Raw genomic sequence first — 26,942 nt, forward strand, 5'->3', positions numbered from 1 at the left:
TCATACCTTCGCGGGCTCACGGACGCGGGCGTCGAGCAGCGCGTAGCAGATGTCGATCAGGATGTTGAGCACGAAGATGGTCACCGCGGTGAGCAGCACCGCGGCCTGGAGCACCGCGAAGTCCCGGCCCAGAATCGAGTCGATCATCAGCTTCCCGATGCCCGGCCAGCCGAAGATCGTCTCCACCACCACGGCACCGTTGACCATGGAGACCGCGAGGTCGCCGGCGACGGTGAGCGCGGGCGCTGCGGCGTTGCGCAGGGCGTGATGGGTCACCACCCGCACCCCGCCCGCGCCCTTGCTGCGCGCCAGCCGTACGTACGGCGCGGAGAGCGCGGAGACCATCGCTCCCCGCACCACCTGGGTCAGGACTCCCACCGGCCGGATCATCAGGGTGGCGACCGGGAGGACCCAGGAGAGCATGCCGTCGCTGACGCCCGACGTGGGCAGCACGCCGAACCCGACGGCGAAGATCCACACGCCGGTGATGGCGAACCAGAAGTCGGGGATGCTGGCGGCGGTCATGGACAGGAACGAGGCGATGCGGTCGGCCACCGAGTTCGGCCGGAACGCCGCCCAGCTCCCGATGAGCACGGCGGCGGCGACGGCGAGCAGCATCGTGGCGAAGGCGAGCTGCAGGGTCGCGGGGAAGGCGCGCAGCGCCATCGTCGACGCCTGCTCGCCGGTGCGCAGCGACTCGCCGAAGTCGAGCCGCACCACGCCGCTGAGGTAGTCGGCCAGTTGGGCCCAGATCGAGTCGTTGAAGCCGTTGCGCTCCGCGTAGGCGTCGCGCTGGGCGGGCGTGGCGGACTCCGGCAGGTACAGCGACGTGGGATCGCCGGTGAGCCGGGCGAGGACGAAGACGCCGAGGAGCACCACGGCCAGCGGCAGCAGGCTGGTCAGAGCGCGGCGGCGGAGGAAGAGGAACATCGCGGTCCCTAGGTCGGAGGTGGTTCCCGGAGGGCCGGCACGAGGTGGCGCCGGCCCTCCGCGGGATCAGTCGTCGGCGGGGGAGATCTCGGCGAGCCGCATCTCGTCGCCGGTGGAGGAGTTGGGCCGGTAGCGAACCGTCGGGGCCACGGCGATGATGCCGTTCATGTGGGCGATGTACGCGTACTGCGCGATCTCGTCCGGCTCCTCCTCGAAGATCCGGGCCAGCGCGTCCTGGCGCTCCCGCCCCTCCAGTTCCTCCGCGGCTCTGATCTTCCGGTCGAAGGCGGCGGTGCCCCAGGAGCTCTGGAAGCCGTCGCTGAGCAGGTACTGGTCCATGCTGAACGCGGCGTCGCCGGCCTGGTTGCCGTGCTGGATCAGCAGCAGGTACGGGCCGGAGTCCTCGGGGAAGGGGCGCTCCTGCACCTCCGTGCTGCCCGCGGTGTCCTTCATCTCGATCTTGACGTTGAGGCCGAGCTCGCTGAGCTGGTTCTGGATGACCTGGACGGTCTCCTCGACCTTCGGGAAGAGCGCGGTACGGGTGATCAGCCGGATCTGCGCGTCCAGATCGACACCGTCGGCCTCCGCCTCGGCCAGCAGGTCCCTGGCCTTCCGCAGATCGGTCGGCCACGGCTTCAGCTCCGGGTTGAAGCCGACGATGCCCTTGGGTACGAGCTGGGCGGCGGCCCGCGCGTCCCCCTGGTAGAGACCGTCGACGATGGACTTCCGGTCGATCGCGTAGTTGATGGCCTGGCGTACCCGCTTGTCGTCCAGCGGCGGCTCGTACGCCTGCATGCGCAGCGCGGTGGTCTCGTTGTTGGGGAACTGCAGGGCGGCGTCCGCGGCACCGTCCTCGGGCCCGATCGCGGTGGCGATGTCGGCCTCACCGCCGACCACCATGGCGGCCCGCACGCTTCCCTCCGTACGCCACTGGTACTCGGCGGTCGGATAGGCGGGCCTGTCGCCCCAGTACCTCTTGTTCGCGGCCAGGACCAGGCGCAGGCCGGGCTGCCAGTGCTCGATCCGGTAGGGGCCGGTGCCGACCGGCTCGCGCACCTTCTTGTCCGCGCTGGTGGACGTGGGGACCATCTCGACGAAGGACAGCCGCATCGGGAAGATCGGGTCGGCCTCCGGGGTGGTCACCGTCAGCGTGCCGGCGTCGGGCGCCGCCACCTCCAGGTCCATGTCCCCGAAGACGTACCCCTCGACGTTGCAGCCGAGGTCGGAGTTGACGGCGCGGTCGATCGAGTACGCGGCGTCCTTCGCGTCGAACGGCGTGCCGTCGCTGAACTTCACACCCTTGCGGACCTCGAACGTCCACCGCCTGTCGGAGGTCCGCTCCCAGCGGGTCGCCAGCTTCGGCTCCAGCTCTCCCGACGACGCGTCGCGCTCCATCAGCGGCTCGGTGATGTTGGACCGCACGACGGAACCGGTCGAGGTCAGGGACGCCTCGCAGGGTTCGAGGGTCGGCGGCTCCTCGGGCAGCACGATGCGGAGGATGTCGCCGCCCGCGGCATCCGAACTGTTGGCCACGGTGCAGGCGGTCACCGTGAGGGCGACCGGCAGCGCCACGGCCGAGATCACGAGCCGGCGACGACGGCCGGGCCGGATCGGGCCACGAGCGGGAACACGGGGCATGGGGTTTCCTCCACAGCGAAACCAACTGACGTGTCTACAGATGTAGATGCTGTTTCGAATTGTGAACGCACGGTAAATGAGTGACTAGAGCGAGTCAAGGGGTTGGCAGCCCCTGACATGAGAGCTACATATGTAGACGGCATTTCTGTAGACAGTCTGCATCTGCTAGCTTGACGGTCAAGCCTTCCTCATGCCCGACCTTGGAGCGCCCATGCCCCGCTTCTCACCCGACGACCTGCGCCACGTCCTCGGCTCCGGTCTGCTGTCCTTCCCCGTCACGCACGCCACCGCGGGATACGCCTTCGACGAGCGGGCCTACCGCGAGCACCTGCAGCGGATGGTGGGCTACGACGTGGCCGGGCTCTTCGCCCCCGGTGGCACCGGCGAGTTCTTCTCCCTGACCCACGACGAGGTGGACGCGGTCCTGCGGGCGACGGTCGCGGAGACCCCGGAGGGCATGCCCGTGATGGGGGCCGCCGGCTACGGCACGGCGACGGCGGCCGCCATGGCCGAGCGGGCCGAGCGGGCCGGCGCCGACGGGATCCTGCTCATGCCGCCCTACCTCACCGAGCTCGGGCAGGAGGGCCTCCACGCCCACGTGGCGCGGGTGTGCACGGCGACGTCCCTCGGCGTGGTCGTCTACCACCGGGCGAACGCCCGGTTCAGCGCGCGCACCGTCGCCCGCCTCGTGGCCGAGTTCCCGAACTTCATCGGCTTCAAGGACGGCGTGTGCGACATCGACCTGATGGCCACGCTGTACGCCACGCACGGCGACCGCCTCGTCCTCATCGGCGGCCTGCCCACCGCCGAGACCTACGCCCTGCCCTACCTCGAACTCGGCGCCACCACCTACTCGTCCGCGATCTTCAACTTCGCGCCGCAGTGGGCCGTCGACTTCTACCGCGCGGTGCGCGCACGCGACCGGGAGGGGGTCTACTCCCGGCTGCGCGAGTTCGTCCTGCCCTACCTGGAGATTCGCGACCGGCAGCCCGGCTACGCCGTCTCCATCGTCAAGGCCGGACTCACCGCGGCCGGCCGCACGGCGGGGCCGGTCCGCCCGCCGCTGACCGACCTGACGGAAGCGGAACTCGCCGAGCTGACCCCCCTCGTGCAGAAGGTGATCTGAAGATGGCCGACACCGACTCCGACACCGACACCGACGCCACCCTGACCGGCGCCATGCTGATCGGAGCCGCGCGCGTGCACGGCGCACAGGGCACCGTGCACGGCAGCGACCCGCGCACCGGCGAGCAGTTGGCGCCCGCGTACGGCCTCGGCGGCGGCCCGGACGTGGAACGGGCCGCCGCCCTGGCCCAAGAGGCGTTCCCCCGCTACCGGGAGACCGCCCCGGAGCAGCGCGCGGCCTTCCTGGAGCAGGTGGCCGCCAACCTCGAGGCCGTCGCCGGGGAACTGGTCGAGCGGGTCGTCCGGGAGACCGGCATCGTCCGCGCGCGGGTCGTCGGCGAGCTCGCCCGCACGACCGGCCAGCTTCGGCTCTTCGCGGAGCTGGTGCGCGAGGGCGGCTGGGCCGGTGCCAGGATCGACCCGGCCCTGCCCGACCGCGTCCCGCTGCCGCGCCCCGACATCCGCCAGCGCAGGATCCCGCTCGGCCCGGTGGCCGTCTTCGGCGCGAGCAACTTCCCGCTCGCCTTCTCCGTGGCCGGCGGCGACACCGCGTCCGCGCTCGCCGCCGGCTGCCCGGTCGTGGTCAAGGCGCACAGCGCCCACCCCGGCACCTCCGAGCTCGCCGGCACCGCGATCCAGCGGGCCGTGGAACGGCACGGACTGCCCGAGGGCGTGTTCTCCCTCATCTTCGGCACCGGCGAGGAGACCGGCATCCGGCTGGTCACCGACCCGCGGATACGCGCCGTCGGCTTCACCGGCTCGCGCAGCGGCGGCACCGCGCTCATGCGCGCCGCCGCCGGCCGCCCGGTGCCGATCCCCGTGTACGCGGAGATGTCGAGCATCAACCCCGTCTTCCTGCTCCCCGGTGCGCTGCGCGGCGAACGCGCCGCCGAGCTCGGCGGCGCGTTCACCGCCTCCCTCACCACCGGAGCCGGCCAGCTCTGCACCAGCCCGGGCCTGGTCTTCGGCATCGAGGGCCCCGGCCTTGCGGCGTTCACCGAGTCGGCAGCCGCCGCGGTCTCCGCCGCCCCGGCACTGCCGATGCTGAACACCGGCATCCACGCCTCGTACGCCGAAGGCGTCGCCCGGCTCGGCGGCCTCGCCGAGGTGACCGAGGCCGCCGCGGGTCTGCCCGGCGACGGCATCGCCGCACCCGGCAGGGCACGGCTGTTCACCACCACGGGCGACGCCTTCCTCGCCGAGCCGGCGTTGCACGAGGAGGTGTTCGGCGCCTCCTCCCTGGTGGTGCGCCTGAAGGACGCCGGTCAGCTCGACACCGTGGTCGCCGCGCTCGAAGGCCAGCTTACCGCGACCGTGCACGCCGCCGAGGACGACGAGGAGGACCGGCGGCTCGCCCGCGGTCTGCTGCGCTCGCTGGAGGACAAGGTCGGGCGCATCGTGTTCAACGGCTGGCCCACCGGCGTCGACGTCGGCCACGCCATGGTCCACGGCGGCCCGTTCCCCGCCACGTCCGACGGCCGCAGCACCTCTGTCGGCACCCTCGCGATCGACCGGTTCCTGCGGCCGGTCGCCTACCAGAACGTCCCGGCCGGCCTGCTGCCCGCGCCCGTGGACACCCAGAACTCCCTCGGACTGTGGAGGCAGGTCAACGGTGAGCTCACCCGGGACTGAATCTCCCGTCGTCACGGCCCTGCGCGTCGTCCCGGTCGCCGGCCACGACAGCATGCTGCTGAACCTCAGCGGCGCGCACGGACCGTACTTCACCCGCAACGTCGTCCTGCTCACCGACTCCGAGGGCAACACCGGAGTGGGCGAGGTGCCGGGCGGCGAGCCGATCCGCCGCACGCTGGCGGAGGCGGCCGGCCTCGTCGTCGGCCGCCCGCTGGCCCGGCACCGCTCCGTGCTGCGCGCGGTCGGCACGGCGTTCGCCGCCCGCGACGGCGCGGGCCGCGGGCCGCAGACGTACGACCTGCGCACCACCGTGCACGTCGTCGCCGGGCTCGAATCCGCGCTGCTCGACCTGCTCGGCCAGTTCCTCGGCGTCCCCGTCGCGGAACTGCTCGGCGAGGGGCAGCAGCGCGCGCGGGTACCGGTGCTCGGCTACCTCTTCTACATCGGGGACCGCAACCGCACCGATCTGCCCTACCGCGGCGAGCCGCAGGCCGAGGACGCCTGGACGCGGCTGCGGCACGAGCCCGCGCTGACCCCCGACGCGGTGATCGCACTCGCCGAGGCGGCCCACGAGCGGTACGGCTTCGCCGACTTCAAGCTCAAGGGCGGGGTGCTGCCCGGTGAGCAGGAGGTCGCCACCGTCACCGCGCTGGCGGAGCGCTTCCCCGGGGCCCGCATCACCCTGGACCCCAACGGCGGCTGGCCGCTCGCCGACGCGATCCGGCACGGCCGGGCGCTGCGGGGTGTCGTCGCCTACGCCGAGGACCCCTGCGGCGCGGAGGACGGCTACTCCGGCCGGGAGGTGATGGCGGAGTTCAAACGGGCCACCGGGCTCACCACGGCGACGAACATGATCGCCACGGACTGGCGGCAGTTGGGCCACGCGATACGCGCCGCGGCCGTCGACATCCCGCTGGCCGACCCGCACTTCTGGACCCTGTCCGGCTCGGTCCGGGTCGCCCAGCTCTGCCAGGCGTGGGGCCTGACCTGGGGATCGCACTCCAACAACCACTTCGACATCTCGCTGGCGATGTTCACCCACGTCGCCGCCGCCGCCCCCGGCGAGATCACGGCGATCGACTCGCACTGGATCTGGCAGGACGGGCAGCGGCTGACCAGCCGGCCCCCGGCCATCGAGAACGGGTCGATCGAGGTCCCGGCCGCGCCCGGGCTCGGCGTCACGGTCGACCACGAGCGGCTTGAGGAGGCGCACGAGCTGTACCTGAGCGCGGGCCTCGGCGCCCGGGACGACGCCGCGGCGATGCAGTACCTCATCCCCGGGTGGCGGTTCGATCCCAAGCGCCCGGCTCTCGACCGACGGGGAGACACCGCATGACCGACGACAGAGGCCGCGTGCTCCAGGTCGGCCCCTTGATGCCGTCGCTCGCCGAGACGCTGCGCGGCACGTACGGCGCCCTGGTGCTGCCCGACGGCGGCGACGAGCGGGCCGCGTTCCTCGCCGCCCGCGGATCCGAGGTCGTCGCCGCGGTGACCTCCGGCCGCGCCGGTGTCGGCACCGGGCTCATGACGGCACTCCCCCGGCTCGGCGCGGTGATCAACTTCGGCGTCGGCTACGACACGACCGATGTCGCCCTCGCCCGCAGCCGCGGGGTGAAGGTGTCCCACACCCCGGACGTGCTGACCGACTGCGTCGCCGACACGGCCCTCGGGCTCACTCTCGACCTGCTGCGCGGGCTGTCCGCGGCGGACCGGTTCGTCCGTGCCGGCCGGTGGCCGGAGGCGGGGACCTTCCCGCTGATGCGCCGGGTCAGCGGCGCCCGGGTGGGCATCCTGGGGCTGGGCCGGATCGGCCGGGCGATCGCCACCCGGTTCGCGGCGATGGGGTGCCCGATCAGCTATCACAGCCGGCACGAGGTGCCCGGCACCGGCCACGTCTACGCGCCCTCACCCGTCGAGCTGGCCGCGGCGGTGGACGTGCTGGTCGTGGCCACGTCCGGCGGCGCCGGCACCCGCGGGCTGGTGGACCGGTCCGTCCTGAAGGCACTCGGCCCCCGCGGCTATCTGATCAACATCGCCCGCGGGACCGTGGTCGACGAGGACGCGCTGGTCGAGATGCTGACGGCAGGAGAGCTCGCCGGCGCCGGACTCGACGTGTTCGCAGCCGAGCCGCAGGTACCCGACGCCCTGCTCGGCATGGACAACGTGGTGCTCCTGCCCCACCTCGCCAGCGGCACGCTGGAGACCCGGGCGGAGATGGAACGGCTCACCCTCGGCAACCTCGCCAGCTTCCTCGGCGGCGGCGACCTGCTGACCCCCGTCCCCGAGCTGCGCTGAAGCCGGTCCGGCCGCCCGTGCCCCAGACCACGGCGGCGGGCCGGGTCGTGATGACCCGGCCCGCCGCCGTACCTCCGCTCCCGCGGGGAGCGCTACCGCACCTCGGTGATCTCCGGTCCGCGCGCCAGCGAGTCGATGCCGCCCGCGAACCGCGAGCCCTCGCTCGCCTCGTCCTGCTGCACCCCGTCCGGCACCATCTGCGCGTCCGTCGGCAACTGCAGCACGATCGGGTCCCGCGGCGCCATCGGGCCCTCGCCGCGTACGACCACGGTCTCGCGGAAGATCTTCTCCAGCACCCCCGCCGCCTGCGGCTGCACCGCGGCGTGCCCGGAGATCACGCCGCGCAGGAACCACCGCGGGCCGTCGCAGCCGACGAACCGCACGACCTGCATGCCGCTCTTGCCGTCGGGCAGCTTGACCGGCACCTGGGCGCGCAGCTCCCAGCCGAGGGTGTCCTTGCGCTCGTCGATGATGCCGCCCTGCTTGGTGATGCCGTTGGCGATCTCGGCGCGGACCTCGCCCCAGATGCCCTCGTTCTTCGGGGCGGCGAAGCCCTGCAACTGGATCGCGCTGTCCCGCAGCACCACCGTCGCGGCGACGATCGACTCGCCCGCCACCTCGACGCGCAGCTCCATGCCCTCGACCCCGGGGACGAGCAGGCCGCCGAGGTCCACCCGGCCGCGGGTGGCGTCCTCGACCTCGCCGATGTCCCACGGGCCCTCGGGCCGCTCCTCGGGGGGCAGCGCGTACCTGCGCTCCTCCCCGTCCTCGGGCTGCTCCTCCGCCGACTCCTCGGCGTCCTCGGCGCTCACGCCGTCGGCGAGCTTGTCGACGGGCTCCTCCTGCCCCTTGCGACGACGTCCGAACACGTCACTGTCCTTCCCGGTCGGCAATGACCGAAGCGTATCCACGAGCGGCCTGCCGGTCGCCGAGGGAAGCATGCCCTCCGGTCGACCCGTGCCCTCCCTCGCCCCTGGCGGAGCCGGGGAGTTCGGCCACCTCGTGGAAGCGGGCCTTCTCCACCTGCTGGATCACGAGCTGCGCGATCCGGTCGAAACGCTCGAACCGCACCGGGCGGCGCGGGTCGAGGTTGACCACGTTCACCTTGATCTCCCCACGGTACCCGGCATCCACCGTCCCCGGGGCGTTCACGAGCGTCACGCCGCAGCGGGCGGCGAGACCGGAGCGCGGATGCACGAACGCCGCGTAGCCGTCGGGCAGCGCCAGGGCGATGCCGGTGGGCAGGACGACGCGCTCGCCGGGGGGCAGCTCCGCGGGCCGGGTGGTGACGAGGTCGACGCCGGCGTCGCCCGGGTGCGCGTACGCCGGGAGCGGTACCTCGGGGTCGACGCGGCGGATCAGCACGTCCACCGGCTCCCGCCCGGCCGTCACGGGTTCACCTCGAAGGCGCGCGCCCGCCGGACCTGGTCGGGGTCGGCCATCGCCGCCCGGATCTCGCTGTCCCGGCCGTTCTCGACGAAGTGGTCCACCTTGACCTCCACGAACAGGGCGTCGGCGCGTACGGCCACCGGCCCGTCCGGGGCGTCGAGACGGCCGGTGGCGGTGGAGTAGATCTTGCGGCCGGCGACGGCGCGGGCGCGGGCGGCCAGGTGGAGGGTGGCGCCCACCGGCACCGGGCGCAGGAAGTCGGTCTCCAGCCGGCCGGTCACCGTGATGGTGCGCAGCAGCCAGCTCAGCGCGCCCAGCGTCTCGTCGAGCGCGGCGGTGAGCACCCCGCCGTGGGCGAGGCCCGGAGCGCCCTGGTGGGCGGTCCTGACCGTGAATTCCGCGGTCACGCTCACGCCCTCGCCCGCCCGCGCGGCCAGGTGCAGCCCGTGCTCCTGGCCGCCGCCGCAGCCGAAGCACTGCTCGTAGTGGGAGCCGAGCAGCCGGCCGGGCGCCGGGGCGTCCGGATGCCGCACGGGTTCCGCGGCACCCGGGGGCGGGGTCAGCTTGTCACTTGCAGTCACGCGGCCAGAGCCTACCTGCGCGCACGACCCACGGCCGAGCCCCGGGCCGCCGCCATGGGAGGCTGGGGCCATGGAGACGACCCAGAGCTACGACGAGCGGCTGAGCGCCCCGCGGTCCTGGTGGGGCCTGGCGGTGGGTACGGGGGTGTGTCTGGCGCTGGTGCTGACGCCCTTCGGGACGCTTCCGCTGCTGGCCGGGCTCGCGGGCGGGACGGCGCTGGCGGCGGTCGGGGTCAGCTCGTACGGCTCGGCGCGGATCCGCGTCGTCGCCGGGAAGCTCGTCACGGACGACGCCCGGATCCCGCTCTCGGCGCTCGGTGAGGCGCAGGCGCTGGACGCGGAGGAGGCGCGGGCCTGGCGTACGCACAAGGCGGACACGCGCGCGTACATGCTGCTGCGGGGGTACATCCCGACGGCGGTGCGGGTGGAGGTCACGGATCCGGAGGATCCGACGCCGTATCTCTACCTGTCGACGAGGCAGCCGGAGCGGCTGGTGGCGGCGCTGCGGTCCGCCGCGGGCTGAAGCCTGAAGTTCGTCCGGCGGGGGCGTGTGAGGCCGCCGGGCCGTCTCAGCGCCCGGCCGGCGGCAGCGCGGGCGGGTCGCCCTTCGGGAGCGCACCTCCCCCGGCGCCCGGAAGGCCCGCGGGGCCGTCGGGCGCCGCAAGCTCCCCGCCGCCCGGCGGGAGCGGCTCCCACGGGACCTGGCGCACGCGCAGGTCGTCGCGGATGCGCTCGGCGAGCTTGCGGGTGTCCCTGCGGTTCATCAGCGCACCGGCGGCCGCGCCCATGAGGAACGGGGCGAGGCTCGGCAGGTTCCGCACGGTGCGCCTGAGTACCTGCTGCCGCAGGCGGCGGCGCATGGGGCCGCCGAGTACGACGTCGAAGCTGACAAGCTTGGCGGTGTCGATGCCGCGCTCGTCCGTCCAGGCGCCGAGGTACGCCATGGCCCGCTGCCGCGCCGGGCCCGGTGCCCGCACCCCGTACACCTCGTGCAGCTCGGCGATCAGCTTCAGCTCTATCGAGGCCACCCCCACGATCTCGGCGGTGAGCTCGGCGGGCATGGCGGGCGGCGCGGGCATCATCGCCGCCGCTCCGATGCCCGCACCGACCGTGGCGCTCCCCTTCACGGCTCCGGCGATGAGCCGGTCGGCGATCTCCTCCGGGCCGAGCCCGGGGAACTGCCGGCGCAGAGTCGCCTGGTCGCGGACCGGGACGCGCGGCGCGGTGTGCACGATGGCGTCCGCCATCCGCTCGAGCACCGCCCGGACGCGCCGGTCGGGGCGCGTCCGCCGCAGGATCCCGGTCTTCGGCCCGGCGGGACCGGAGCCGTCCGTGGGGGCCACGGCCGGTCTCAGGCCGCGCAGTCGCGGCAGATCGGCTGGCCGTTCTTCTCGGCGGCCAACTGGCTGCGGTGGTGCACCAGGAAGCAGCTCATGCAGGTGAACTCGTCCTCCTGGCGGGGCAGCACCCGCACGGACAGCTCCTCGTTGGAGAGGTCCGCACCGGGCAGCTCCAGCCCTTCGTTCTGCTCGAACTCGTCGACGTCGACGGCGGCGGCCGACTTGTCGCTGCGCCGCGCCTTCAGCTCCTCGATGCTGTCCTCGTTGACGTCGTCGTCTGTCTTGCGTGGGGTGTCGTAGTCCGTTGCCATTCTCGCTCTCCCCCTCCGGGTGGTCAGTGAGTCTCCAGCGCACGTAACGCATGAGAGGCCGGACTTGTGCCCGACCCGAAGCGGAGATTTTGCCTCACATCAAGGTCTGTTACTGAATCGACACCCGGCCGCACCCCGCAGGGGTGATCGCGGCCGGATGGCGAAAGGGACCATACGCGGTCCCCGGCTCTTCTCGTGCACGCCACCCCGTGTACTTCCCGTGACCGCATCCTGGGGAAACGCGGATCTTACGGGCTTTTCCCGGAATGCGGCGATGACACAGCGCACAGGGCCGGGATGGGCGGAATGTGACGTATCACACAGTCTGCATGGGCAGGGCGACGCGAATCACCAGCCCACCGCCCTCGCGCGGCTGTGCGGTCACCGTCCCGCCGTGCGCCCGAATGACGGATCTCACAATGGACAGCCCCAGTCCTACCCCCTTGTCACTGCCCGTACGCGCCGTCTTCAGCCGCCGGAACGGCTCGAAAAGGTTGTCCACCTCGTACGCGGGGACGACCGGTCCGGTGTTGGAGACCGTCAGCACGGCGACGCCGGGCTGCGCCTCCGTCGCCACCTCGACCCACCCGCCCTCGGGGACGTTGTACCGCACGGCGTTCTGCACCAGGTTCAGGCCCACCCGCTCCAGGAGTACCCCGTTGCCCTGGACGTACGCGGGCTTGCGCACCCCGCGCAGCACGACCCCCTTGCTCTGGGCCTCGCCGCGGATCTGCTCCATCGCCTGGGAGGCCACCTCGGCGAGGTCCACCGGCTTCCTGTCGACGATCTCGTTCTCGCTGCGGGCGAGCAGCAGCAGGCCCTCCACCAGCAGCTCGCTGCGCTCGTTCGTGGCCAGCAGGGTCTTGCCGAGCTGCTGCAGCTCCGGCGAGGCCGCCGGGTCGGAGAGCTGCACCTCCAGCAGGGTGCGGTTGATCGCAAGCGGGGTGCGCAGCTCGTGCGAGGCGTTGGCGACGAAGCGCTGCTGGGAGTTGAACGCCCGGTCGAGGCGGTCGAGCATGTCGTCGAAGGTGTCGGCCAGCTCCTTCAGCTCGTCGTCGGGCCCGTCCAGCTCGATGCGCTTGTGCAGGTCGGAACCGGCCACGCTGCGGGCGGTGCGGGTGATGCGGCCGAGCGGCGAGAGCACCCGGCCGGCGACGACGTAGCCGAAGGCGAAGGCGAGGACCGTCATGCCCAGCAGCGCGAGCAGCGACTTGCGCAGCAGGGAGTCCAGGGCGAGTTCGCGCCGCCGCTCGATGCAGGACTCGAGGATGCCGTTGAACTCGCTGTAGGTGTTCGCGTCCGAGACCTCGGGACACGGCGCGCTGCCCACCCGCACCGTGCCGCTGCTCTCCAGCAGCTTGATCGGGGTGGCGAAGCTGTCCAGGGCGGTGGCGGCCAGCAGATAGATGATGGCCAGCAGCACCATGCCGGCCATCAGGAACATGCCGCCGTAGATCAGCGTGAGCCGTATCCGGATCGTCGGGCGTAGCCAGTACGGCGCCGCGGCCTCCCGGGGGTCCCAGGTGGGCTTGGGCGGGGTACCGGCGGGCAGCGCGTCCGACGCGGAGCGTCTGTTGTCGTCCATGGGGCCATCCGTCGGGTGCGTGGGGGTGCGGCGGGTGCGTCAGATGCGATAGCCGGAGCCGGGCACGGTGATGATCACAGGGGGTTCGCCCAGCTTGCGGCGCAGCGTCATGACGGTGACGCGGACGACGTTGGTGAAGGGGTCGGTGTTCTCGTCCCACGCCTTCTCCAGCAACTGCTCCGCGGAGACCACGGCGCCCTCGCCCCGCATCAGCACCTCCAGCACCGCGAACTCCTTCGGCGCGAGCTGCACCAGCCGCCCGTCCCGGTAGACCTCCCGGCGGCCGGGGTCGAGCTTGATCCCGGACCGCTCCAGCACCGGGGGCAGCGCCTGCGTGCTCCGCCGGCCGAGGGCACGCACCCGCGCCGTGAGTTCGCTGAAGGCGAACGGCTTGGGGAGGTAGTCGTCCGCACCCAGCTCCAGCCCCTCGACGCGGTCGCGGACGTCGCCCGCGGCGGTCAGCATCAGCACGCGGGTGGGCAGCCCGAGCTCCACGACCTTGCTGCACACGTCGTCGCCGTGGACCAGCGGCAGGTCGCGGTCGAGCACCACGACGTCGTAGTCGTTGAGCTCGATGCGGTCGATGGCCGCCGCGCCGTCGTAGACGACGTCCACGGCCATCGCCTCCCGGCGCAGCCCGGTGGCCACCGCGTCGGCGAGCAGTTGCTCGTCCTCGACGACGAGTACGCGCACGGCGGGGTCCTCTCTCTCCTCGTGCGTGGGGGCACCGATCGGTGCTGAAGAACAGCTCCATCCTGCCTGCAATGGGCGTAAACCGGTGGTAAGCAGCCGGGCACCCAAAGATTCTGCGGATCCGATGTTTCCAGCCACGGCACTGCGGGGAGGACGATTCCACACCCGCCGATCACGTTTCCAGCCTCCCTTCCCGGCATGGCACACAGGCTGTAGCCGGAGGAACGGTCTCCGTGATCTGAACCGTCGGCACACCCCTTAGTGCCTCGACCCGACGACGAGGGGGCGCACACAATGGACGCTTTCACCGCTGGCATTCTGCAGCGCATCAGGAAGGCCGAGAACGAGCGGGACCGCGCCCGCGAGGAAGGCGACGACTTCGGTGTCGAGGTCGAGCAGGAGGAGCTGGACGACCTGCGCCGGCTCGCCGCCGACCACGGCGTCGAGGTCGGCGCACGCTCCGGAGTCTGACCCGCCCGGCGACCACACCGCCCCGGTACCGCGACGGTACCGGGGCGCCGCACTGTCCGGAGGTGTCCGAAAGACGTCGGAGAAGTGGCGCGGAGGTTGCGGGGTACGGGCGGGAAGGCGGGCTGCGGGAAGCGGCGGCGGCACGGCGGGCGCCTACGGGCCGGACGCGCGGGCAGCCGGCAGGCGGGCCGTACGGCCGGCGGGAGGGGCCGTACGGCGGCCGGGGACGGGGTACGGCGGGGGCGGGGCCCGTCAGTCGTGCCAGGCGCCCAGCTCGTCCAGCAGCTTCTGCAGCGGCTCGAAGAGCCCCGGCACCGCGGCGACGGTCAGGTCCCCGTCGGGCCTCCGGCCCGGCCGGGAGCCGGTCAGCGCGCCGGCCTCGCGGGCGATGAGGTCGCCGGCGGCCAGGTCCCACGGGTTGAGGCCGCGCTCGTAGTAGCCGTCGAGCCGGCCGCAGGCCACGTCGCACAGGTCGATCGCCGCCGAGCCGCCGCGGCGGATGTCGCGTACCCGCGGGATGAGCCGCCTCGCCACCTCGGCCTGGTGCGCGCGCACGTTATGGACGTAGTTGAAGCCGGTGGAGACCAGCGCCTGGTCCATCGGCGGGGTGGGCCGGCAGCGCGCGGACACGCCGTTGACGAAGGCGCCGCCGCCGCGTACGGCGTGGTACGTCTCGCCGCGCACCGGCGCCGCCACGACGCCGACGACGGTCTCGCCCGCGTACTCGGCGGCGATGCTGACGGACCAGTCCGGGCGGCCGTAGAGGTAGTTCACGGTGCCGTCGATCGGGTCGACGACCCAGCGCACGCCGCTGGTGCCGGGCCTGCTCGCACCCTCCTCGCCCAGGATCCCGTCGGCGGGCCGGCGCTCGGCGAGGAAGCCGGTGATCAGCTTCTCGGCGGCGAAGTCCATCTCCGTGACGACGTCGATGGCGCTGGACTTCGTCGCGGCCACGCCGAGGTCGGCGGGGCGCCGGTCGCGCAGCAGCTCGCCCGCGCGGCGCGCGGCCTCCAGCGCCAGGGCGAGCAGTTCGTCCCGCGGCGCGGCGGAGGGCTCGGGGCGGGGCTCTTCGGTCACGGTGGTCTGCTCCTCGGGCCGGGGTGGGACGGGCGGGCGGCGGTTCAGTCGGCGCCCGCGGCCGCGGGCCGGGGCGTACGGGCCGGGCAGCAGCCCGCCGGGCAGACGTCGTGGCTCGGCCCCAGCCTGCCCATCGCGACCCGCTCGACCTGCTCCCCGCGCTCGGTCGCGGCCCGCTCCAAAACCAGCTTCCGCAGCGTCGAGACGAACCCCGGCTCCGCCCCGACGGTCGCCGACCGCACCGCCGGCAGGCCCAGCTCCGCCGCCTTCGCCGCCGCCTCGGTGTCGAGGTCGTACAGGACCTCCATGTGGTCCGAGACGAAGCCGATCGGCACCATCACCACGGCGGGCGCGCCGGCGGCGTGCAGCTCCTCCAGGTGGTCGCAGACGTCCGGCTCCAGCCAGGGGATGTGCGGCGCACCGCTGCGCGACTGGTAGACGAGCCGCCAGGGCCGCTCCACGCCCGTGAGCGCCCGCACGGCGTCGGCGACCAGCGCGGCGACGTCCAGGTGCTGCGCCACGTACGCGCCGCCGTCGCCGTGGTCCTCGGGGGGACCCGAGGTGTCGGCCGCTGCGGTGGGGATGGAGTGCGTGGTGAACGCCAGGTGGGCGCCGTCGCGTACGTCCTCGGGCAGCCGCTCCAGCGCGGCCTGCACGCCGGCGACCATGTCGCGGACGAAGCCGGGGGCGTTGAAGTAGTGCCGCAGCTTGTCGACGCGCGGCGGCTGAAGGCCCTCCGCGGCGAGCGCGGCGAGCGACTCGGCCAGGTTCTCGCGGTACTGCCGGCAGCCCGAGTAGGAGGCGTACGCGCTGGTGACCAGCGCCAGCACCCGCCGGTGCCCGGCCTGCGTCATCTCGCGCAGGGTGTCGGTGAGGTAGGGGGCCCAGTTGCGGTTCCCCCAGTAGACCGGGAGGTCGAGGCCGGCGTCCGCGAAGTCCTTGCGCAGGGCCTGGAGCAGCACGCGGTTCTGGGCGTTGATCGGGCTCACGCCGCCGAAGAGGAAGTAGTGCTGTCCCACCTCCTCCAGCCGCTCGCGCGGGATGCCGCGGCCCCGGGTGACGTTCTCCAGGAACGGAACGACGTCGTCCGGGCCCTCGGGGCCGCCGAAGGACAGCAGCAGAAGGGCGTCGTACGGCTGGGGGGACGGCACGTCAGGCATGTCTTCGATCCTGCCATGCGGCGGGCCCGGGCCCGAGTCGGGCACCGGGGTCGGGCCGGTCCGTACGCGCGAGTATCATCCCTGTCCGACCGGGGGCCGAGAGCCGGGCACGAGGGCCGTACGACCGGCCCGTTCAGGGGATGGGCGGCGGATGCAGCAGGTGAGCAGCAGAAGGGCCACGGGCACCTGGCGCAACTGGGCGGGCACCGTCGCCGCGCGCCCCGCCCGCACCGTCAGCCCCGCCACCACCGCCGAGGTGGCCGACGCCGTACGGGCCGCGGCCGAGGACGGCCTGAAGGTCAAGGCCGTCGGCACGGGCCACTCCTTCACCGCCGCCGCGGCCACCGGCGGGCTCATGATCCGCCCGGAGCGGCTGGTCGGCATCCACGAGATCGACCGCGAGGCCGGCACCGTCACCGTCGCCGCGGGCACCCCGCTGCACCAGCTCAACCTCGCCCTCGCCGCCGCCGGTCTGTCGCTGACCAACATGGGCGACATCATGGCGCAGACCGTCTCCGGCGCCACCGCCACCGGCACCCACGGCACGGGCCGCTCCTCCGCCTCGCTGGCCGCCCAGATCACCGCGCTGGAGCTGGTGACGGCGGACGGCCGGGTGCGTACGTACACGGCGGCGGACACCGGCGAGGACGCGGCGGTCTTCGCCGCCGCCCGGCTCGGCGTCGGGGCGCTGGGCGTCGTCACGTCGCTGACGTTCGCGGTGGAGCCCGTCTTCCTGCTCACCGCGCGGGAGGAGCCGATGGCGCTCACCGACGTCCTCGCGGCCTTCGGTGACCTGGCGGAGGACAACGAGCACTTCGAGTTCTACTGGTTCCCGCACACCGTCCGCTGCAACACCAAGCGCAACAACCGCAGCGAGGGTCCGGCGAAGCCGCTGGGCCGGATCGGCGGGTGGATCGACGACGAACTGCTCTCCAACGGCGCCCTCCAGGCCGCCTGCGCGCTGGGGCGGGCGGTGCCCGCGGTGATCCCGGGCATCGCGGCGGTCTCCAGCCGGGCGCTGTCGGCACGTACCTACACGGACATCCCGTACAAGGTCTTCACCAGCCCGCGGCGGGTGCGGTTCGTGGAGATGGAGTACGCGCTGCCGCGGGCGGCGGCCGTGTCCGCGATCCGGGAGCTCAAGGCGATGGTCGACCGGTCGGGGCTGCGGATCAGCTTCCCGGTGGAGGTGCGCGTCGCACCCGCGGACGACATACCGCTGTCGACGGCGTCGGGGCGGGACACCGCGTACGTCGCGGTGCACCTGTACCGGGGGACGCCGCACCAGACGTACTTCACGGCGGTGGAGCGGATCATGATCGCGCACGGGGGGCGGCCGCACTGGGGGAAGCTGCACAGCAGGGACGCGGCGTACCTGGCGGGGGTGTACCCGCGGTTCGGGGAGTTCACGGCGGTACGGGACCGGCTGGACCCCGGCCGGGTGTTCGGGAACGACTACCTGCGGCGGGTGTTGGGGGACTGAGCGCGGGCCCGCGGCGGCTACCGCGTCGCCCCCGGTGCCGTGGCGCCGTCCGGCTGCGGGGGCGCCGGGGTCTCCCCCGTACCGGGCGGCTCCTGGCCGTCCTCGCCGGTGCCGGGCGGCGTCGTGGTGGGCGTGGGGGCCGGCGTCGTGCCGCCGCCTCCTCCGGCGCCGGGCGCGGGGCGGTCGCCGCCGCCGGGCTGCGGGGTGGACGTGCCGCCGGGCTCGGGGTCGCCGCCGGTGCCGTCGTCCGGGGAGCCGGTGCCGCCGTCGCGGGGCTCGCCGGAGCCGGTGCCGGGGGTGCCGCCGGTTTCGCCGGTCCCGCCGGTCCCCTCGGTCTCCTCGGAGCCGGGTTCGAGGGTGCCGTCGGTGGTGTGGTCGCCGTCGTCGGGCGCCGGCGGAGAGTCGGACTTTTGTTCACCGGGGCTGAAAGATGTGCCGGTGCGGTCGTCGCCCCAGGCGTTGGAGAGCGGCCCGCCGGTGAGCTTCTCGATGCCGAAGACCACGGCCATCACGGCGAGGAACGTCCCGGCCGCGACCGGCGCGACGCGCCGCCAGCCGCGGGCGCGGGTGCCGTGGGTGCGGGGCGCGCCGAAACCGCCGGCAGGCAGGGGTGCGGCCGGCCCGGTGGCCGGGTCGCCGGGCTCCGGCCGGGCGACGGGCAGCAGTCGGGTCGCGTCGTCGGCCGGGGATGCCACGGTCCTGAGCAGGTGTGTCTCGTCGTCGGCCCGGTTGCGTACGGGCGCCGGCAGCGGCGTCGTCTGCTTGTGCAGCGCCTTCGGCGCCGCGACCGCCGCGTCCTTCAACTGCTGGCCGGTGCGCCGGAAGACGTGCTGGAAGAGGGCCCCGCCGGCCGTGGCGCCGACGCTGACGACGCCGGCGCCGACGATCGTGCCGTACACACCCATGCTGGACGCGAGGAACGCGGCCACCATCGTGGCCGACGCACCTCCCGCGACCTGGGCGCCGCTCAGCTCGATGCGCCCCCTGCGCCTCTCCTCGCCCTCGTCGTGCGCCGTCGCGCCCGTCGTGCTCCGCATCTCCATCCCAAGATCGCTCCGATGGCCTCCCGGCCCCCATGGACGAGCGCGCGGACGGACCAGATAGTTCCGATTACGGGGATTCTGTGAGGCATCGCACCTCTTGATCGAACCGGGGCGGAACAGGCAGACTCAACTGCCGTGCAACGTTCCGCGTTCGGTGGCGCGCCGGTCCACCCACATGGCTCGAATGGAGTACTGTGGGCGAGCCAGTGCTCCGGTGTCCGTCCGACGGCGGCGATCACGGCCGCTGCGTTGCAAATGCGTAACCGTGTCATAGCGGCGCATCGGGTTCAAAGACCCGACACGCCGGGCAACTCAGCAATGTTGTGGCAGGCTGCACCCGGGCAGGCCACACTCGACTAGCGGAAAGAGCAGCGACGCACCGAACGTCGGCAGGCACCACCGGGAGGTTCCCATGCCCGAACTGCGTGTCGTGGCGGTCAGTAACGACGGCACACGGCTGGTGCTGAAGGCTGCGGACAGTACGGAGTACACCCTTCCGATTGACGAGCGTCTGCGCGCTGCCGTGCGCAACGACCGTGCCCGGCTCGGTCAGATCGAGATCGAGGTCGAGAACCACCTGCGTCCCCGCGACATCCAGGCGCGGATACGAGCCGGGGCGTCAGCGGAGGAGGTCGCCGCGCTCGCCGGGATCCCCGTCGACCGCGTCCGGCGCTTCGAGGGTCCGGTGCTGGCGGAGCGGGCGTTCATGGCCGAGCGGGCCCGCAAGACACCGCTGCGCCGCCCCGGCGAGAGCGCCGGTCCCGCGCTGGGCGAGGCGGTCGCCGAGCGGCTGATGATGCGCGGCGCGGAGAAGGACTCCGCGCGGTGGGACTCCTGGCGCCGGGACGACGGCACCTGGGAGGTGCTGCTCGTCTACCGGGTCGCCGGTGAGCCGCACAACGCCGGCTGGACGTACGACCCGCCGCGGCGGCTCGTGCAGCCCGTCGACGACGAGGCGCGCGCGCTGATCGGCGACACCGACGCCTCGCCGGAGCCGAGCCTGCCCTTCGTGCCCAAGATCGCGCGGCTGCCGCGGAGTCCGGAGCGGCCGGGCGACGGGCGCGGGGACAGGGACGCCGCCGGCGAGGACCGCGGGGACTCCCTGACCAGCCTGCTGGAGGCGGTGCCGAGCTTCCGGGGCGACCTGGTCGTGCCGGACCAGTCCGCGTCGGCCTCCGCGTCCGACGGGCCTGCCGGGACGGCCGGTTCCGCCGGTTCCGCCACGAAGCCGGGCCCGGTCCACGGGCCGGTGCCGGGACCGCCGCCGGAGGAGGACCCCGAGCCGCCCGCGGTGGAGGAGGAGCCTCCGGCGCCCGCGGCGAGCGCGGGTTCCGCCTACGCGGACGTGCTGATGCCGCGGAGCGTCTCGGCGCACCGGGAGCGGCTGACGGGGCACACGGACCGGCAGGCGGAGGCCGACGGCGTGCGGCCGGGACGCCGGGCCGCGGTGCCGAGCTGGGACGAGATCGTGTTCGGGAGCAGGCGCAAGAAGCCGGAGTAGCCCTGCGGCCGGGCGCGGTTCGTGCGGAGTCGTCCGTACGGACCGCGCCCGCGCCGTGCTCCCGGGACGCCGCCCGCGCGCCGATGCCGGGATACGCGGGCGGCGCCGTCAGCCCGGCTCCGGACCCGTCGCCACCGGACGCGCCGGGTCCGCCACCCACTCCGACCACGAACCCGGGTACAGCGCCGCGGGGATGCCCGCGATCGTGAGGGCCAGCACCTCCTGGGCCGCCGACACACCCGAGCCGCAGTACACCCCGACCTCCGTGCCCGGGGCGGCCCCCAGGGCGCGGAAGCGCGCCGCCAGGTCGGCCGCGGGCCGATAAGTCAGGTCGTCGCCGAGGTTCTCCGTCGTCGGCGCCGAGACCGCGCCCGGGATATGGCCCGCGACCGGGTCGACGGGCTCCGTCTCGCCGCGGTACCGCTCGCCCGCACGGGCGTCGAACAGGACGCCGTGGCGGGCGAGTCCGGCGGCCTCCTCCGCGGTGAGCACCGGCAGCGCACCGGGCTCCGGCGTGAAGTCGCCGGCGCCGTCCGCCGGCGCCGCGCGGGAGAGTTCGCCGGGCCAGGCGGCCAGGCCGCCGTCGAGGACGCGCACGTCCGGGTGGCCGGTGTAGCGCAGCAGCCACCAGCAGCGCGCGGCCGACCAGCCCTGACCGCCGTCGTACACGACCACGGGCCGGTCGCCCGAGACGCCGGCGCGGCGCATGGCGGCGCCGAAGACGCCGAGGTCGGGCAGCGGATGGCGGCCCTTGGGGCCGGGCGGGGCGGCCAGTTCCGTGGCCAGGTCGACGTAGGCGGCGCCGGGGATGTGGCCCGCGTCGTACTCGGGACGGCCGGGCGGGCCGCCGAGCGTCCAGCGCACGTCGAGCACGACGGGCGGTCGCGGGCCCGCCAGGTCGCTCGCGAGATCGGTTCCGGAGATGATGGCATCCATGGAGGCCATCCTGGCGCAGAGTCGCGCCGCGCCTCCCGCCCCGCCCCACCGACCCGAAAGCGAATACTTCGCATCGCGACGGACAATTTTCCAACGGATCGGCGCAGAGGGGGCGCACTGCGGCACGGGGGATGAAAACATCTGCAGGGGCGTCACCGGAACGTCACCCACCGCCACCTTCCGATGGTCAGAGAGGGCTGCCATGTCCGAAGGAGCGAACCTCTGCGCGCCGGGCACACCGTGCTGGGTGAGCCTGATGGTGCACGGGCTGGACAGGACCGAGGAGTTCTACCGGGGCCTGTTCGGCTGGGACTTCGAAGAGGGCCCGCGTGCGCTGGGCGCGCACCGGCTGGCACACCTCGACGGCGGCCAGGTCGCGGCGATCGGCGCGATGGCGCCGGAGCACAGGCTGCCGGTGGCCTGGACCCCGTACCTGGCGACCGACGACGCCGACGCCGCCACCGAGCAGGTGCGCTGCTGCGGCGGGACGGTGGGGGTGGGGCCGCTGGACGCCGACGCGGCCGGCCGTAAGGCGATCTGCTCGGACCCGGCGGGCGCGGTGTTCGGGCTGTGGCAGCCGCGGCGGCACTCGCCGGTGGAGCGGCCGGTGCGGCCGGGCACGCCGGCGTGGAACGACCTGCTGGTAGCGGAGCCGGCGCTGGTCGCGAAGTTCTACGAGCTGGTCTTCGGCTACGACGTGCGTTCGGAGGGCGACACGGCGACGCTGTACGTCGGGGGCCGGCCCGTGGCGTCGGTCCGCGCCGCGGACGAGGAGACGCTGCGCGAGACGGGCCCGCGCTGGACGACGCACTTCGAGGTCGCCGACGTGGACGCCGCCGTGGCGCGGGCGGTGGAGCTGGGCGGGCGGCAGGTGCGCGAGCCGCACGAGACGGCCGCGGGGCGGCTGGCGGAGGTCGCGGACGTCGAGGGCGCGCGGTTCATGCTGGTGCACTCCCCGCGTTAGGCGGGCGCGCCGCCGGGGGCCGCGGGCGTACGGCTCGTGGCCCCCGTATCGGCGGGCCGGTCCCGGGGATCCGGCCCGGCAGGTATGGCGGTCCGGCTCAGGAGCGTACGGAGAGCAGCGGGACCAACTGCTCCGCCGGGGTCAGCGAGCCGTGCATGCCGGCGAGCGCGGACTCCTTGGGCTCCGTGCGGGTGGCGACGATCGCGATGTCGTCCGCCGCGGCCACGATGACGTCCCCGAGCCGGTCCCGTACCCGCTCGTCGACCTTCGGCCCGAACCACCCCAGCGCGACGGCCTCTTCGCGGCTCGCCACCCAGGCGCGCTCGCCCAGCACCTCGCGCCAGACGGTGAGCACGTCGGCGGCGGCGCCCGGGGCCGCGTACACGTGCCGCGCGCGGCCCTCGCCGCCGAGGAGCCGGACGCCGGCGCGCAGCTCCCAGTCCTCGTCGACGTCGTAGCGCGCGTCGGCGGTGAAGGGGATGTCGACCATGCCGTGGTCGGCGGTCACGTGGAGGGCGGCGCGCGGCGGCAGTTGCTCGGCGAGGCGGCGGGCGAGGCGGTCGGCGTAGCCGAGCTGGCCGCGCCAGGCGTCGGAGTCGACGCCGTGCCGGTGGCCGTTGCCGTCGACCTCGCTGTAGTACGTGTAGACGAGCGTGCGGTCGGCGGCGGCGAGTTGGGCGGCGGCGACGTCCATCCGCTCCTCCCCCGACAGCCGGCCGTGGAAGGTGCCGCCGCTGAGGGCGACCGTCGTCAGCGGGGTGGTCTCGAAGGCGGGCGAGGAGACCTGCGCGGTGTGCACGCCGGCGTCGTGGGCGAGTTGGAAGACCGTGGGGTACGGCTGCCACGCGCGCGGTGCCGTCCAGGGCTGCCAGCGGAGCTGGTTCATCAGCTCGCCGGTGCCGGGGTCGCGCACCATGTAGCCCGGCAGGCCGTGGGCGCCGGGCGGCAGGCCCGTACCCACGGAGGCGAGGGAGGTGGCGGTGGTGGCGGGGAAGCCGGCGGTCAGCGGCTCGCCGGTGGCCAGCCCGTGCAGGAAGGGGGCGTCCTCGGGGTGGGCGAGCAACTGCTCCCAGCCGAGGCCGTCGATGAGGAACACGCAGACGCGGTCGGCCGGTTCGACCCCGGCGAGGGCCGGCACGAAGCCGGGGACGCCGAGGCCGGCGGCGACGCTGGGCAGCAGGTCGGCCAGGGAGCGGGTGCCGTAGCGGGGGGCGGGCGCGGCGGCGGGGTCGAGGGGCGCGGGCCACTCCCCCGCGTCCGGTGGCGCGCCGTCCTGTGTCCCGTGGCCCGGTGTCCCCCCCGTGGCCGGCATCAGGCTTCGGGACCGGCGGCGGTGGCTTCGGAGAGCGCCTGCGCGAAGTCCAGGGCCTGCCGTACGGTCTCGGGGCCGTCGCCCGCCTCGCTGACGCGCAGGCTCAGGTCGTCGGCGGTGGCCGAGCCGGTGTAGCCGTGGTCGGCGTCGCAGTTGGGGTCGCCGCAGGTGGCGGGCTCCATGTCGAGCCGGCTGACGGCGCCCCAGCCGACGGTCAGCACGACCTCGCGGGGCAGGCTGCCGGCGGTGTACGCCTCGGGGTTGCCGACGACGCGGCTGAGGACGACCGAGGAGATCCGGGCGAGCTTGACGGACTCGGTGGAGGTGGTGGCGTACGGCGTCGGGGAGGTGGTGTCGGCGGCCTGCTCGTCGGTGTGGCTGACGATGAAGCGGCTGTCGGTGAGTACGAGCACGGTGACGTGGCGCCGGACCTCGTTGGCGTCGAACGTCGTCTCCTGGTGGACCAGGTACGCGGACACGGGCTCCCCGCCGACGGCGGCCTCCACCGCCTCCGCCACGAGGGCGGGGTAGTAGCCGCTGCGCTCGATCGCCGCGCGCAGCCCCTTGGTCGCGGTCCCGGTCTTAGCCATGCGCCCATCCTACGGCCAGCAGTGCCCGCCCCGGTCCGCCGGAGTGAGGCCCCGGGGGGCGGGCGGGGCGCGCGGGCCGGCCCCGGCGGGGTACGGCCGGCATCGGGCCCGGTCGGGGGCGCACGCCGGCGCGCGGCGGGGTCAGTAGCGGGGCATCCGGCGGGCGCCGAGGTCGATGCGGGGCGGCGGCGGGGCCAGCCGCAGAGCGGCGGACAGCACGCTGACGCCGTGCGGGGCCACCACGACCGGGGACAGCTCGGCGGAGACCACCTCGGGGTGCTCGTCGACGAAGATCGACAGCCGCAGCAGCAGTTCCTCCAGGGCCGCCGTGTCCACCGGCTGGGCGCCGCGCCAGCCGAACAGCAGCGGGGCCCCGCGGACGGCGCGGATCAGCTCGGCGGCGTCGCGGTCGGTGGCGGGCACGAGCCGGTGCGCGACGTCGCCGAGCAGCTCGGCGGGGGCGCCGGCCAGGCCGAAGGAGAGCACCGCGCCGACGCCGGGGTCGACGGTGGCGCGGACGACGGTGTCGACACCGCGCGGGGCCATGGCCTGAACCACCGGCTGCAGCTCGGCGGCGGCGCCGAGGGTGCCGGTCAGCTCGGCGTGGGCGAGGCGCAACTGTTCCTCGCCGGCGAGGTCGAGGCGTACGCCGCCGAGGTCGGGGCGGTGCCGCAGGTGGACGGCGGTGGTCTTGAGCGCCACGGGGTAGCCGAGGCGGGCGGCGGCGGCCGCGGCGGCTTCCGGGTCGGGGGCGGGCAGCGCGGGCAACACGGTGATCCCGTACCGGGCCAGCACGCGCACCGCGGCCTGCTCGGGTACGTCGACGGGCACGCCCTCCGCGTCCGGCAGCAGCTCCGCGATGTCCGCCGCGGCGCCCGCCGGGTCCAGGTCGTCGTACTCCGGCACCCGGCCCGGGTCCGCCGCGCGCCGGCGCCACTGGGCGTACCGCACCGCCTGCGCCAGGGCCCGCGCCGCCCGCTCCCCCGCCGGGTACGTCGGGATGCCGTCCGGCGGGGCCGCCAGGGCGGCGGGCAGGCCCTCGATCTCCAGGTGGACGACGGCCACCGGCTTCGTCGCGCCGGCCGCCGCCGCGCGCAGCGCCGCCGCGAGCGCCCCCGCGTCCTGCGGCCCCGGCACCGCGGCGAGCGCGGGCACGTCCGGGTCCGCAACCCACGGGATCGTCGTCACCAGCACCGCGTCGCAGCCGTCCTCGGCCAGCGCGCCGGCGACGGCGGCCCGGAAGTCCTCCGGCGCCGCGGCCGCGGTCAGGTCGCGCGGGGGCAGCGGGCGCAGTCCGGCGGCGCGGCAGGCGTCGTACGCGAGGAGGCCGAGGGAGTCGGAGTTGCCGACGATCGCGACCCGCGGCCCGGCGGGCAGGGGCTGGGCGGCGAGCAGCAGCCCGGTGTCGACGAGTTCGGTGACGGTGTCGACGGCGACGACCCCGGCCTGGCGCAGCAGCGCGCCGACGGTCTCGGCGGGCACGGACGTGCGCGGCACGGCGTGGCCGGGCGGCATGCTGGCGCTGTGCCGGGCCCCCTTGACGACCACGACGGGCTTCTCGGCCGACGTGCGGCGGGCGAGGCGGGTGAACTTGCGCGGGTTGCCGAGGGATTCGAGATACATGAGGACGACGTCGGTGGCGCCGTCGTCGTGCCAGTACTGCAGCAGGTCGTTGCCGGAGACGTCGGCGCGGTTGCCGGCGGAGACGAACGTGGACACCCCGGTGAGCGCCGCGCCGGGCCGCCGGTGCAGCCCGGACAGCAGCGCGATGCCGATGGCGCCGGACTGCGTGAAGACCCCGACGCGCCCGGCGCCCGCGGGCTCGGGCGCGAGGGTGGCGTTCAGGCGTACGGGCGGGGCGGTGTTGAGGACGCCGAAGGCGTTGGGGCCGATGACCCGCATCCCGTGGCCGCGGGCCTGCCGGACGAGGTCGCGCTGCCGCGCCCGGCCGGCGGGGCCCTCCTCGGCGTAGCCGGAGGAGAGCACGACGAGCCCCTGCACGCCCTGTTCGCCGCAGTCGTCGACGACGTCGGGGACGCGGGCGGCGGGCACGGCGACGACGGCGAGGTCGACGGGCTCGTCGATGTCGCGCACGGAGCGGCGGGCGGGGACGTCCTCCGGCAGGAGCCGGTCCTGCCCCGCGGGGTACGCGTGGTTCACGGCGTAGACCCGGCCGGTGAAGCCGGCGGCGAGGAGGTTGGCGAGGACGGTGCGGCCGACGCCGCCGGGGCGGCGGCCGACGCCGACCACGGCGACGGAGCGCGGGGCGAGCAGCCGCCGCACGGAGCGGGCCTCGGCCCGCTGCTCGCGGGCGTGCATGACCGCGAGCGACCGCTCGGTGGGCTCCAGTGGGAACTCCAGCCGCACGACGCCGTCCTCGAAGCTGCGCTTCTGCGTGTAGCCGGCGTCCGTGAAGACCTTCATCATGCGGCTGTTGGCGGGCAGCACGTCGGCGACGAAACGGCGCACGCCCCGCTCGCGGGCGCAGGCCGCGATGTGCTCCAGCAGCACGGAGGCGACGCCGCGGCCCTGCTGGTCGTCCTGGACGAGGAACGCCACCTCGGCCTGCGGCGCCCCGTCGGGGGCGGGCTCGGTGCGGTCGTAGCGCACGGTGGCGATGAAGGCGTCGCCGACGACGGCCGCCAGGCCCACCCGGTCGACGTAGTCGTGGTGGGTGAAGCGGTGCACGTCCTTGGCGGAGAGCTGCGGGTGCGGGGCGAAGAAGCGCAGGTACTTGGACTCGTCGGAGACCCGGTCGAAGAACGCGACGAGCCGGTCGGCGTCGTCCGGGACGATCGGCCTGACCTCCGCGGTGCCGCCGTCGCGCAGCACGACGTCGGCTTCCCAGTGGGTGGGGTACTCATGTGCCGACGGGGTGGACATGGG

25 protein-coding genes are annotated in these 26,942 nt (G+C 74.2%); 9 read left to right on the plus strand and 16 right to left on the minus strand.

Going from position 1 to position 26,942, the window contains the following annotated elements:
• Both O7599_RS08685 and O7599_RS08690 read right to left on the minus strand, forming a co-directional pair.
• Complete coding sequence (locus tag O7599_RS08685) at positions 1-930, minus strand: ABC transporter permease (RefSeq protein WP_281621545.1); 930 nt, start codon at positions 928-930, stop codon at positions 1-3.
• Between the two features lie 66 nt (positions 931-996).
• The gene (locus O7599_RS08690; RefSeq protein ID WP_281621546.1) at positions 997-2,568 is read right to left on the minus strand and encodes an ABC transporter substrate-binding protein; all 1,572 of its coding nucleotides are present in this window, start codon (positions 2,566-2,568) and stop codon (positions 997-999) included.
• Positions 2,569-2,779: 211 nt separating this feature from the next.
• Here O7599_RS08690 and kdgD point away from each other — a divergent pair, with 211 nt between their 5' ends.
• The 4 genes from kdgD to O7599_RS08710 are packed head-to-tail and all read left to right on the plus strand — an operon-like array spanning position 2,780 to position 7,620.
• On the plus strand, positions 2,780-3,694 hold the full coding sequence (gene kdgD / locus O7599_RS08695) for a 5-dehydro-4-deoxyglucarate dehydratase (protein WP_281621547.1): 915 nt from the start codon (positions 2,780-2,782) through the stop codon (positions 3,692-3,694).
• A gap of 2 nt (positions 3,695-3,696) precedes the next feature.
• Positions 3,697-5,325 (plus strand): aldehyde dehydrogenase (NADP(+)), encoded by a 1,629-nt coding sequence (locus O7599_RS08700; RefSeq protein ID WP_281621548.1) that lies wholly within the window; start codon positions 3,697-3,699, stop codon positions 5,323-5,325.
• Between the two features lie 52 nt (positions 5,326-5,377).
• Entirely contained in the window at positions 5,378-6,661 is a 1,284-nt protein-coding gene (locus O7599_RS08705; RefSeq protein ID WP_281623317.1) for an enolase C-terminal domain-like protein, read from the plus strand.
• Positions 6,658-7,620 (plus strand): 2-hydroxyacid dehydrogenase, encoded by a 963-nt coding sequence (locus O7599_RS08710; protein ID WP_281621549.1) that lies wholly within the window; start codon positions 6,658-6,660, stop codon positions 7,618-7,620. Before O7599_RS08705 ends, O7599_RS08710 begins: the two co-directional genes overlap by 4 nt.
• Before the next feature lie 92 nt (positions 7,621-7,712).
• On the opposite strand, the gene O7599_RS08715 is transcribed toward O7599_RS08710, so the two are convergent.
• From O7599_RS08715 to O7599_RS08725, 3 genes are read right to left on the minus strand one after another with little or no spacing between them, the layout of a single operon-like run.
• Entirely contained in the window at positions 7,713-8,489 is a 777-nt protein-coding gene (locus O7599_RS08715; RefSeq protein ID WP_281621550.1) for a DUF3710 domain-containing protein, read from the minus strand.
• A 1-nt stretch (position 8,490) separates the two neighbouring features.
• On the minus strand, positions 8,491-9,012 hold the full coding sequence (dut, locus tag O7599_RS08720) for a dUTP diphosphatase (RefSeq protein WP_281621551.1): 522 nt from the start codon (positions 9,010-9,012) through the stop codon (positions 8,491-8,493).
• Positions 9,009-9,590, minus strand: a complete 582-nt coding sequence (locus O7599_RS08725) for a PaaI family thioesterase (RefSeq protein ID WP_281621552.1) — start codon at positions 9,588-9,590, stop codon at positions 9,009-9,011. Before O7599_RS08725 ends, dut begins: the two co-directional genes overlap by 4 nt.
• Positions 9,591-9,660: 70 nt before the next feature.
• On the opposite strand from O7599_RS08725, the gene O7599_RS08730 reads away from it, so the two are divergent.
• Positions 9,661-10,113 carry a DUF3093 domain-containing protein gene (locus O7599_RS08730; RefSeq protein ID WP_281621553.1) on the plus strand — a complete coding sequence of 151 codons (453 nt, stop codon included), beginning with the start codon at positions 9,661-9,663 and terminating at the stop codon, positions 10,111-10,113.
• Between the two features lie 46 nt (positions 10,114-10,159).
• Here the strand turns inward: O7599_RS08730 and O7599_RS08735 are convergent, their stop codons facing one another.
• The 4 genes from O7599_RS08735 to O7599_RS08750 all read right to left on the minus strand — a co-directional run bounded on the left by O7599_RS08735 (position 10,160) and on the right by O7599_RS08750 (position 13,519).
• Entirely contained in the window at positions 10,160-10,933 is a 774-nt protein-coding gene (locus O7599_RS08735) for a hypothetical protein (protein WP_281621554.1), read from the minus strand.
• Positions 10,934-10,941: 8 nt separating this feature from the next.
• Positions 10,942-11,241: a DUF4193 domain-containing protein gene (locus O7599_RS08740; protein WP_018838171.1), complete on the minus strand. Its 300-nt coding sequence runs from the start codon at positions 11,239-11,241 to the stop codon at positions 10,942-10,944.
• Between the two features lie 316 nt (positions 11,242-11,557).
• Positions 11,558-12,826: a HAMP domain-containing sensor histidine kinase gene (locus tag O7599_RS08745; RefSeq protein WP_281621555.1), complete on the minus strand. Its 1,269-nt coding sequence runs from the start codon at positions 12,824-12,826 to the stop codon at positions 11,558-11,560.
• A gap of 39 nt (positions 12,827-12,865) precedes the next feature.
• Positions 12,866-13,519, minus strand: coding sequence for a response regulator transcription factor (locus O7599_RS08750; protein WP_281621556.1), 654 nt, complete (start codon positions 13,517-13,519; stop codon positions 12,866-12,868).
• A 294-nt stretch (positions 13,520-13,813) separates the two neighbouring features.
• On the opposite strand from O7599_RS08750, the gene O7599_RS08755 reads away from it, so the two are divergent.
• Complete coding sequence (locus tag O7599_RS08755; RefSeq protein WP_281621557.1) at positions 13,814-13,990, plus strand: hypothetical protein; 177 nt, start codon at positions 13,814-13,816, stop codon at positions 13,988-13,990.
• A gap of 252 nt (positions 13,991-14,242) precedes the next feature.
• Here O7599_RS08755 and O7599_RS08760 read toward each other — a convergent pair whose 3' ends face one another.
• Both O7599_RS08760 and O7599_RS08765 read right to left on the minus strand, forming a co-directional pair.
• Positions 14,243-15,067, minus strand: a complete 825-nt coding sequence (locus O7599_RS08760) for an inositol monophosphatase family protein (protein WP_281621558.1) — start codon at positions 15,065-15,067, stop codon at positions 14,243-14,245.
• A 44-nt stretch (positions 15,068-15,111) separates the two neighbouring features.
• On the minus strand, positions 15,112-16,227 hold the full coding sequence (locus tag O7599_RS08765; protein ID WP_281621559.1) for a ferrochelatase: 1,116 nt from the start codon (positions 16,225-16,227) through the stop codon (positions 15,112-15,114).
• A 151-nt stretch (positions 16,228-16,378) separates the two neighbouring features.
• On the opposite strand from O7599_RS08765, the gene O7599_RS08770 reads away from it, so the two are divergent.
• Positions 16,379-17,710: a D-arabinono-1,4-lactone oxidase gene (locus O7599_RS08770; RefSeq protein ID WP_281621560.1), complete on the plus strand. Its 1,332-nt coding sequence runs from the start codon at positions 16,379-16,381 to the stop codon at positions 17,708-17,710.
• Positions 17,711-17,727: 17 nt separating this feature from the next.
• On the opposite strand, the gene O7599_RS08775 is transcribed toward O7599_RS08770, so the two are convergent.
• Entirely contained in the window at positions 17,728-18,747 is a 1,020-nt protein-coding gene (locus tag O7599_RS08775) for a hypothetical protein (RefSeq protein WP_281621561.1), read from the minus strand.
• A 418-nt stretch (positions 18,748-19,165) separates the two neighbouring features.
• Here O7599_RS08775 and sepH point away from each other — a divergent pair, with 418 nt between their 5' ends.
• Positions 19,166-20,254, plus strand: coding sequence for a septation protein SepH (gene sepH / locus O7599_RS08780; RefSeq protein ID WP_281621562.1), 1,089 nt, complete (start codon positions 19,166-19,168; stop codon positions 20,252-20,254).
• Between the two features lie 108 nt (positions 20,255-20,362).
• On the opposite strand, the gene O7599_RS08785 is transcribed toward sepH, so the two are convergent.
• Positions 20,363-21,199, minus strand: a complete 837-nt coding sequence (locus tag O7599_RS08785; protein WP_281621563.1) for a sulfurtransferase — start codon at positions 21,197-21,199, stop codon at positions 20,363-20,365.
• A gap of 193 nt (positions 21,200-21,392) precedes the next feature.
• On the opposite strand from O7599_RS08785, the gene O7599_RS08790 reads away from it, so the two are divergent.
• Positions 21,393-22,154 carry a VOC family protein gene (locus tag O7599_RS08790; RefSeq protein ID WP_281621564.1) on the plus strand — a complete coding sequence of 254 codons (762 nt, stop codon included), beginning with the start codon at positions 21,393-21,395 and terminating at the stop codon, positions 22,152-22,154.
• A gap of 97 nt (positions 22,155-22,251) precedes the next feature.
• Here the strand turns inward: O7599_RS08790 and O7599_RS08795 are convergent, their stop codons facing one another.
• From O7599_RS08795 to O7599_RS08805, 3 genes are all read right to left on the minus strand, one after another.
• On the minus strand, positions 22,252-23,466 hold the full coding sequence (locus O7599_RS08795; protein ID WP_281621565.1) for a nucleotide pyrophosphatase/phosphodiesterase family protein: 1,215 nt from the start codon (positions 23,464-23,466) through the stop codon (positions 22,252-22,254).
• Entirely contained in the window at positions 23,466-24,056 is a 591-nt protein-coding gene (locus O7599_RS08800; protein ID WP_281621566.1) for a DUF5998 family protein, read from the minus strand. The genes O7599_RS08795 and O7599_RS08800 overlap by 1 nt, the downstream gene beginning before the upstream one ends.
• Positions 24,057-24,197: 141 nt before the next feature.
• The gene (locus tag O7599_RS08805) at positions 24,198-26,939 is read right to left on the minus strand and encodes a GNAT family N-acetyltransferase (RefSeq protein ID WP_281621567.1); all 2,742 of its coding nucleotides are present in this window, start codon (positions 26,937-26,939) and stop codon (positions 24,198-24,200) included.
• Between the last annotated feature and the right edge of the window lie 3 nt (positions 26,940-26,942).

Source organism: Streptomyces sp. WMMC500 (assembly GCF_027497195.1).
In the GTDB taxonomy this organism is placed as follows: Bacteria; Actinomycetota; Actinomycetes; order Streptomycetales; family Streptomycetaceae; genus Streptomyces.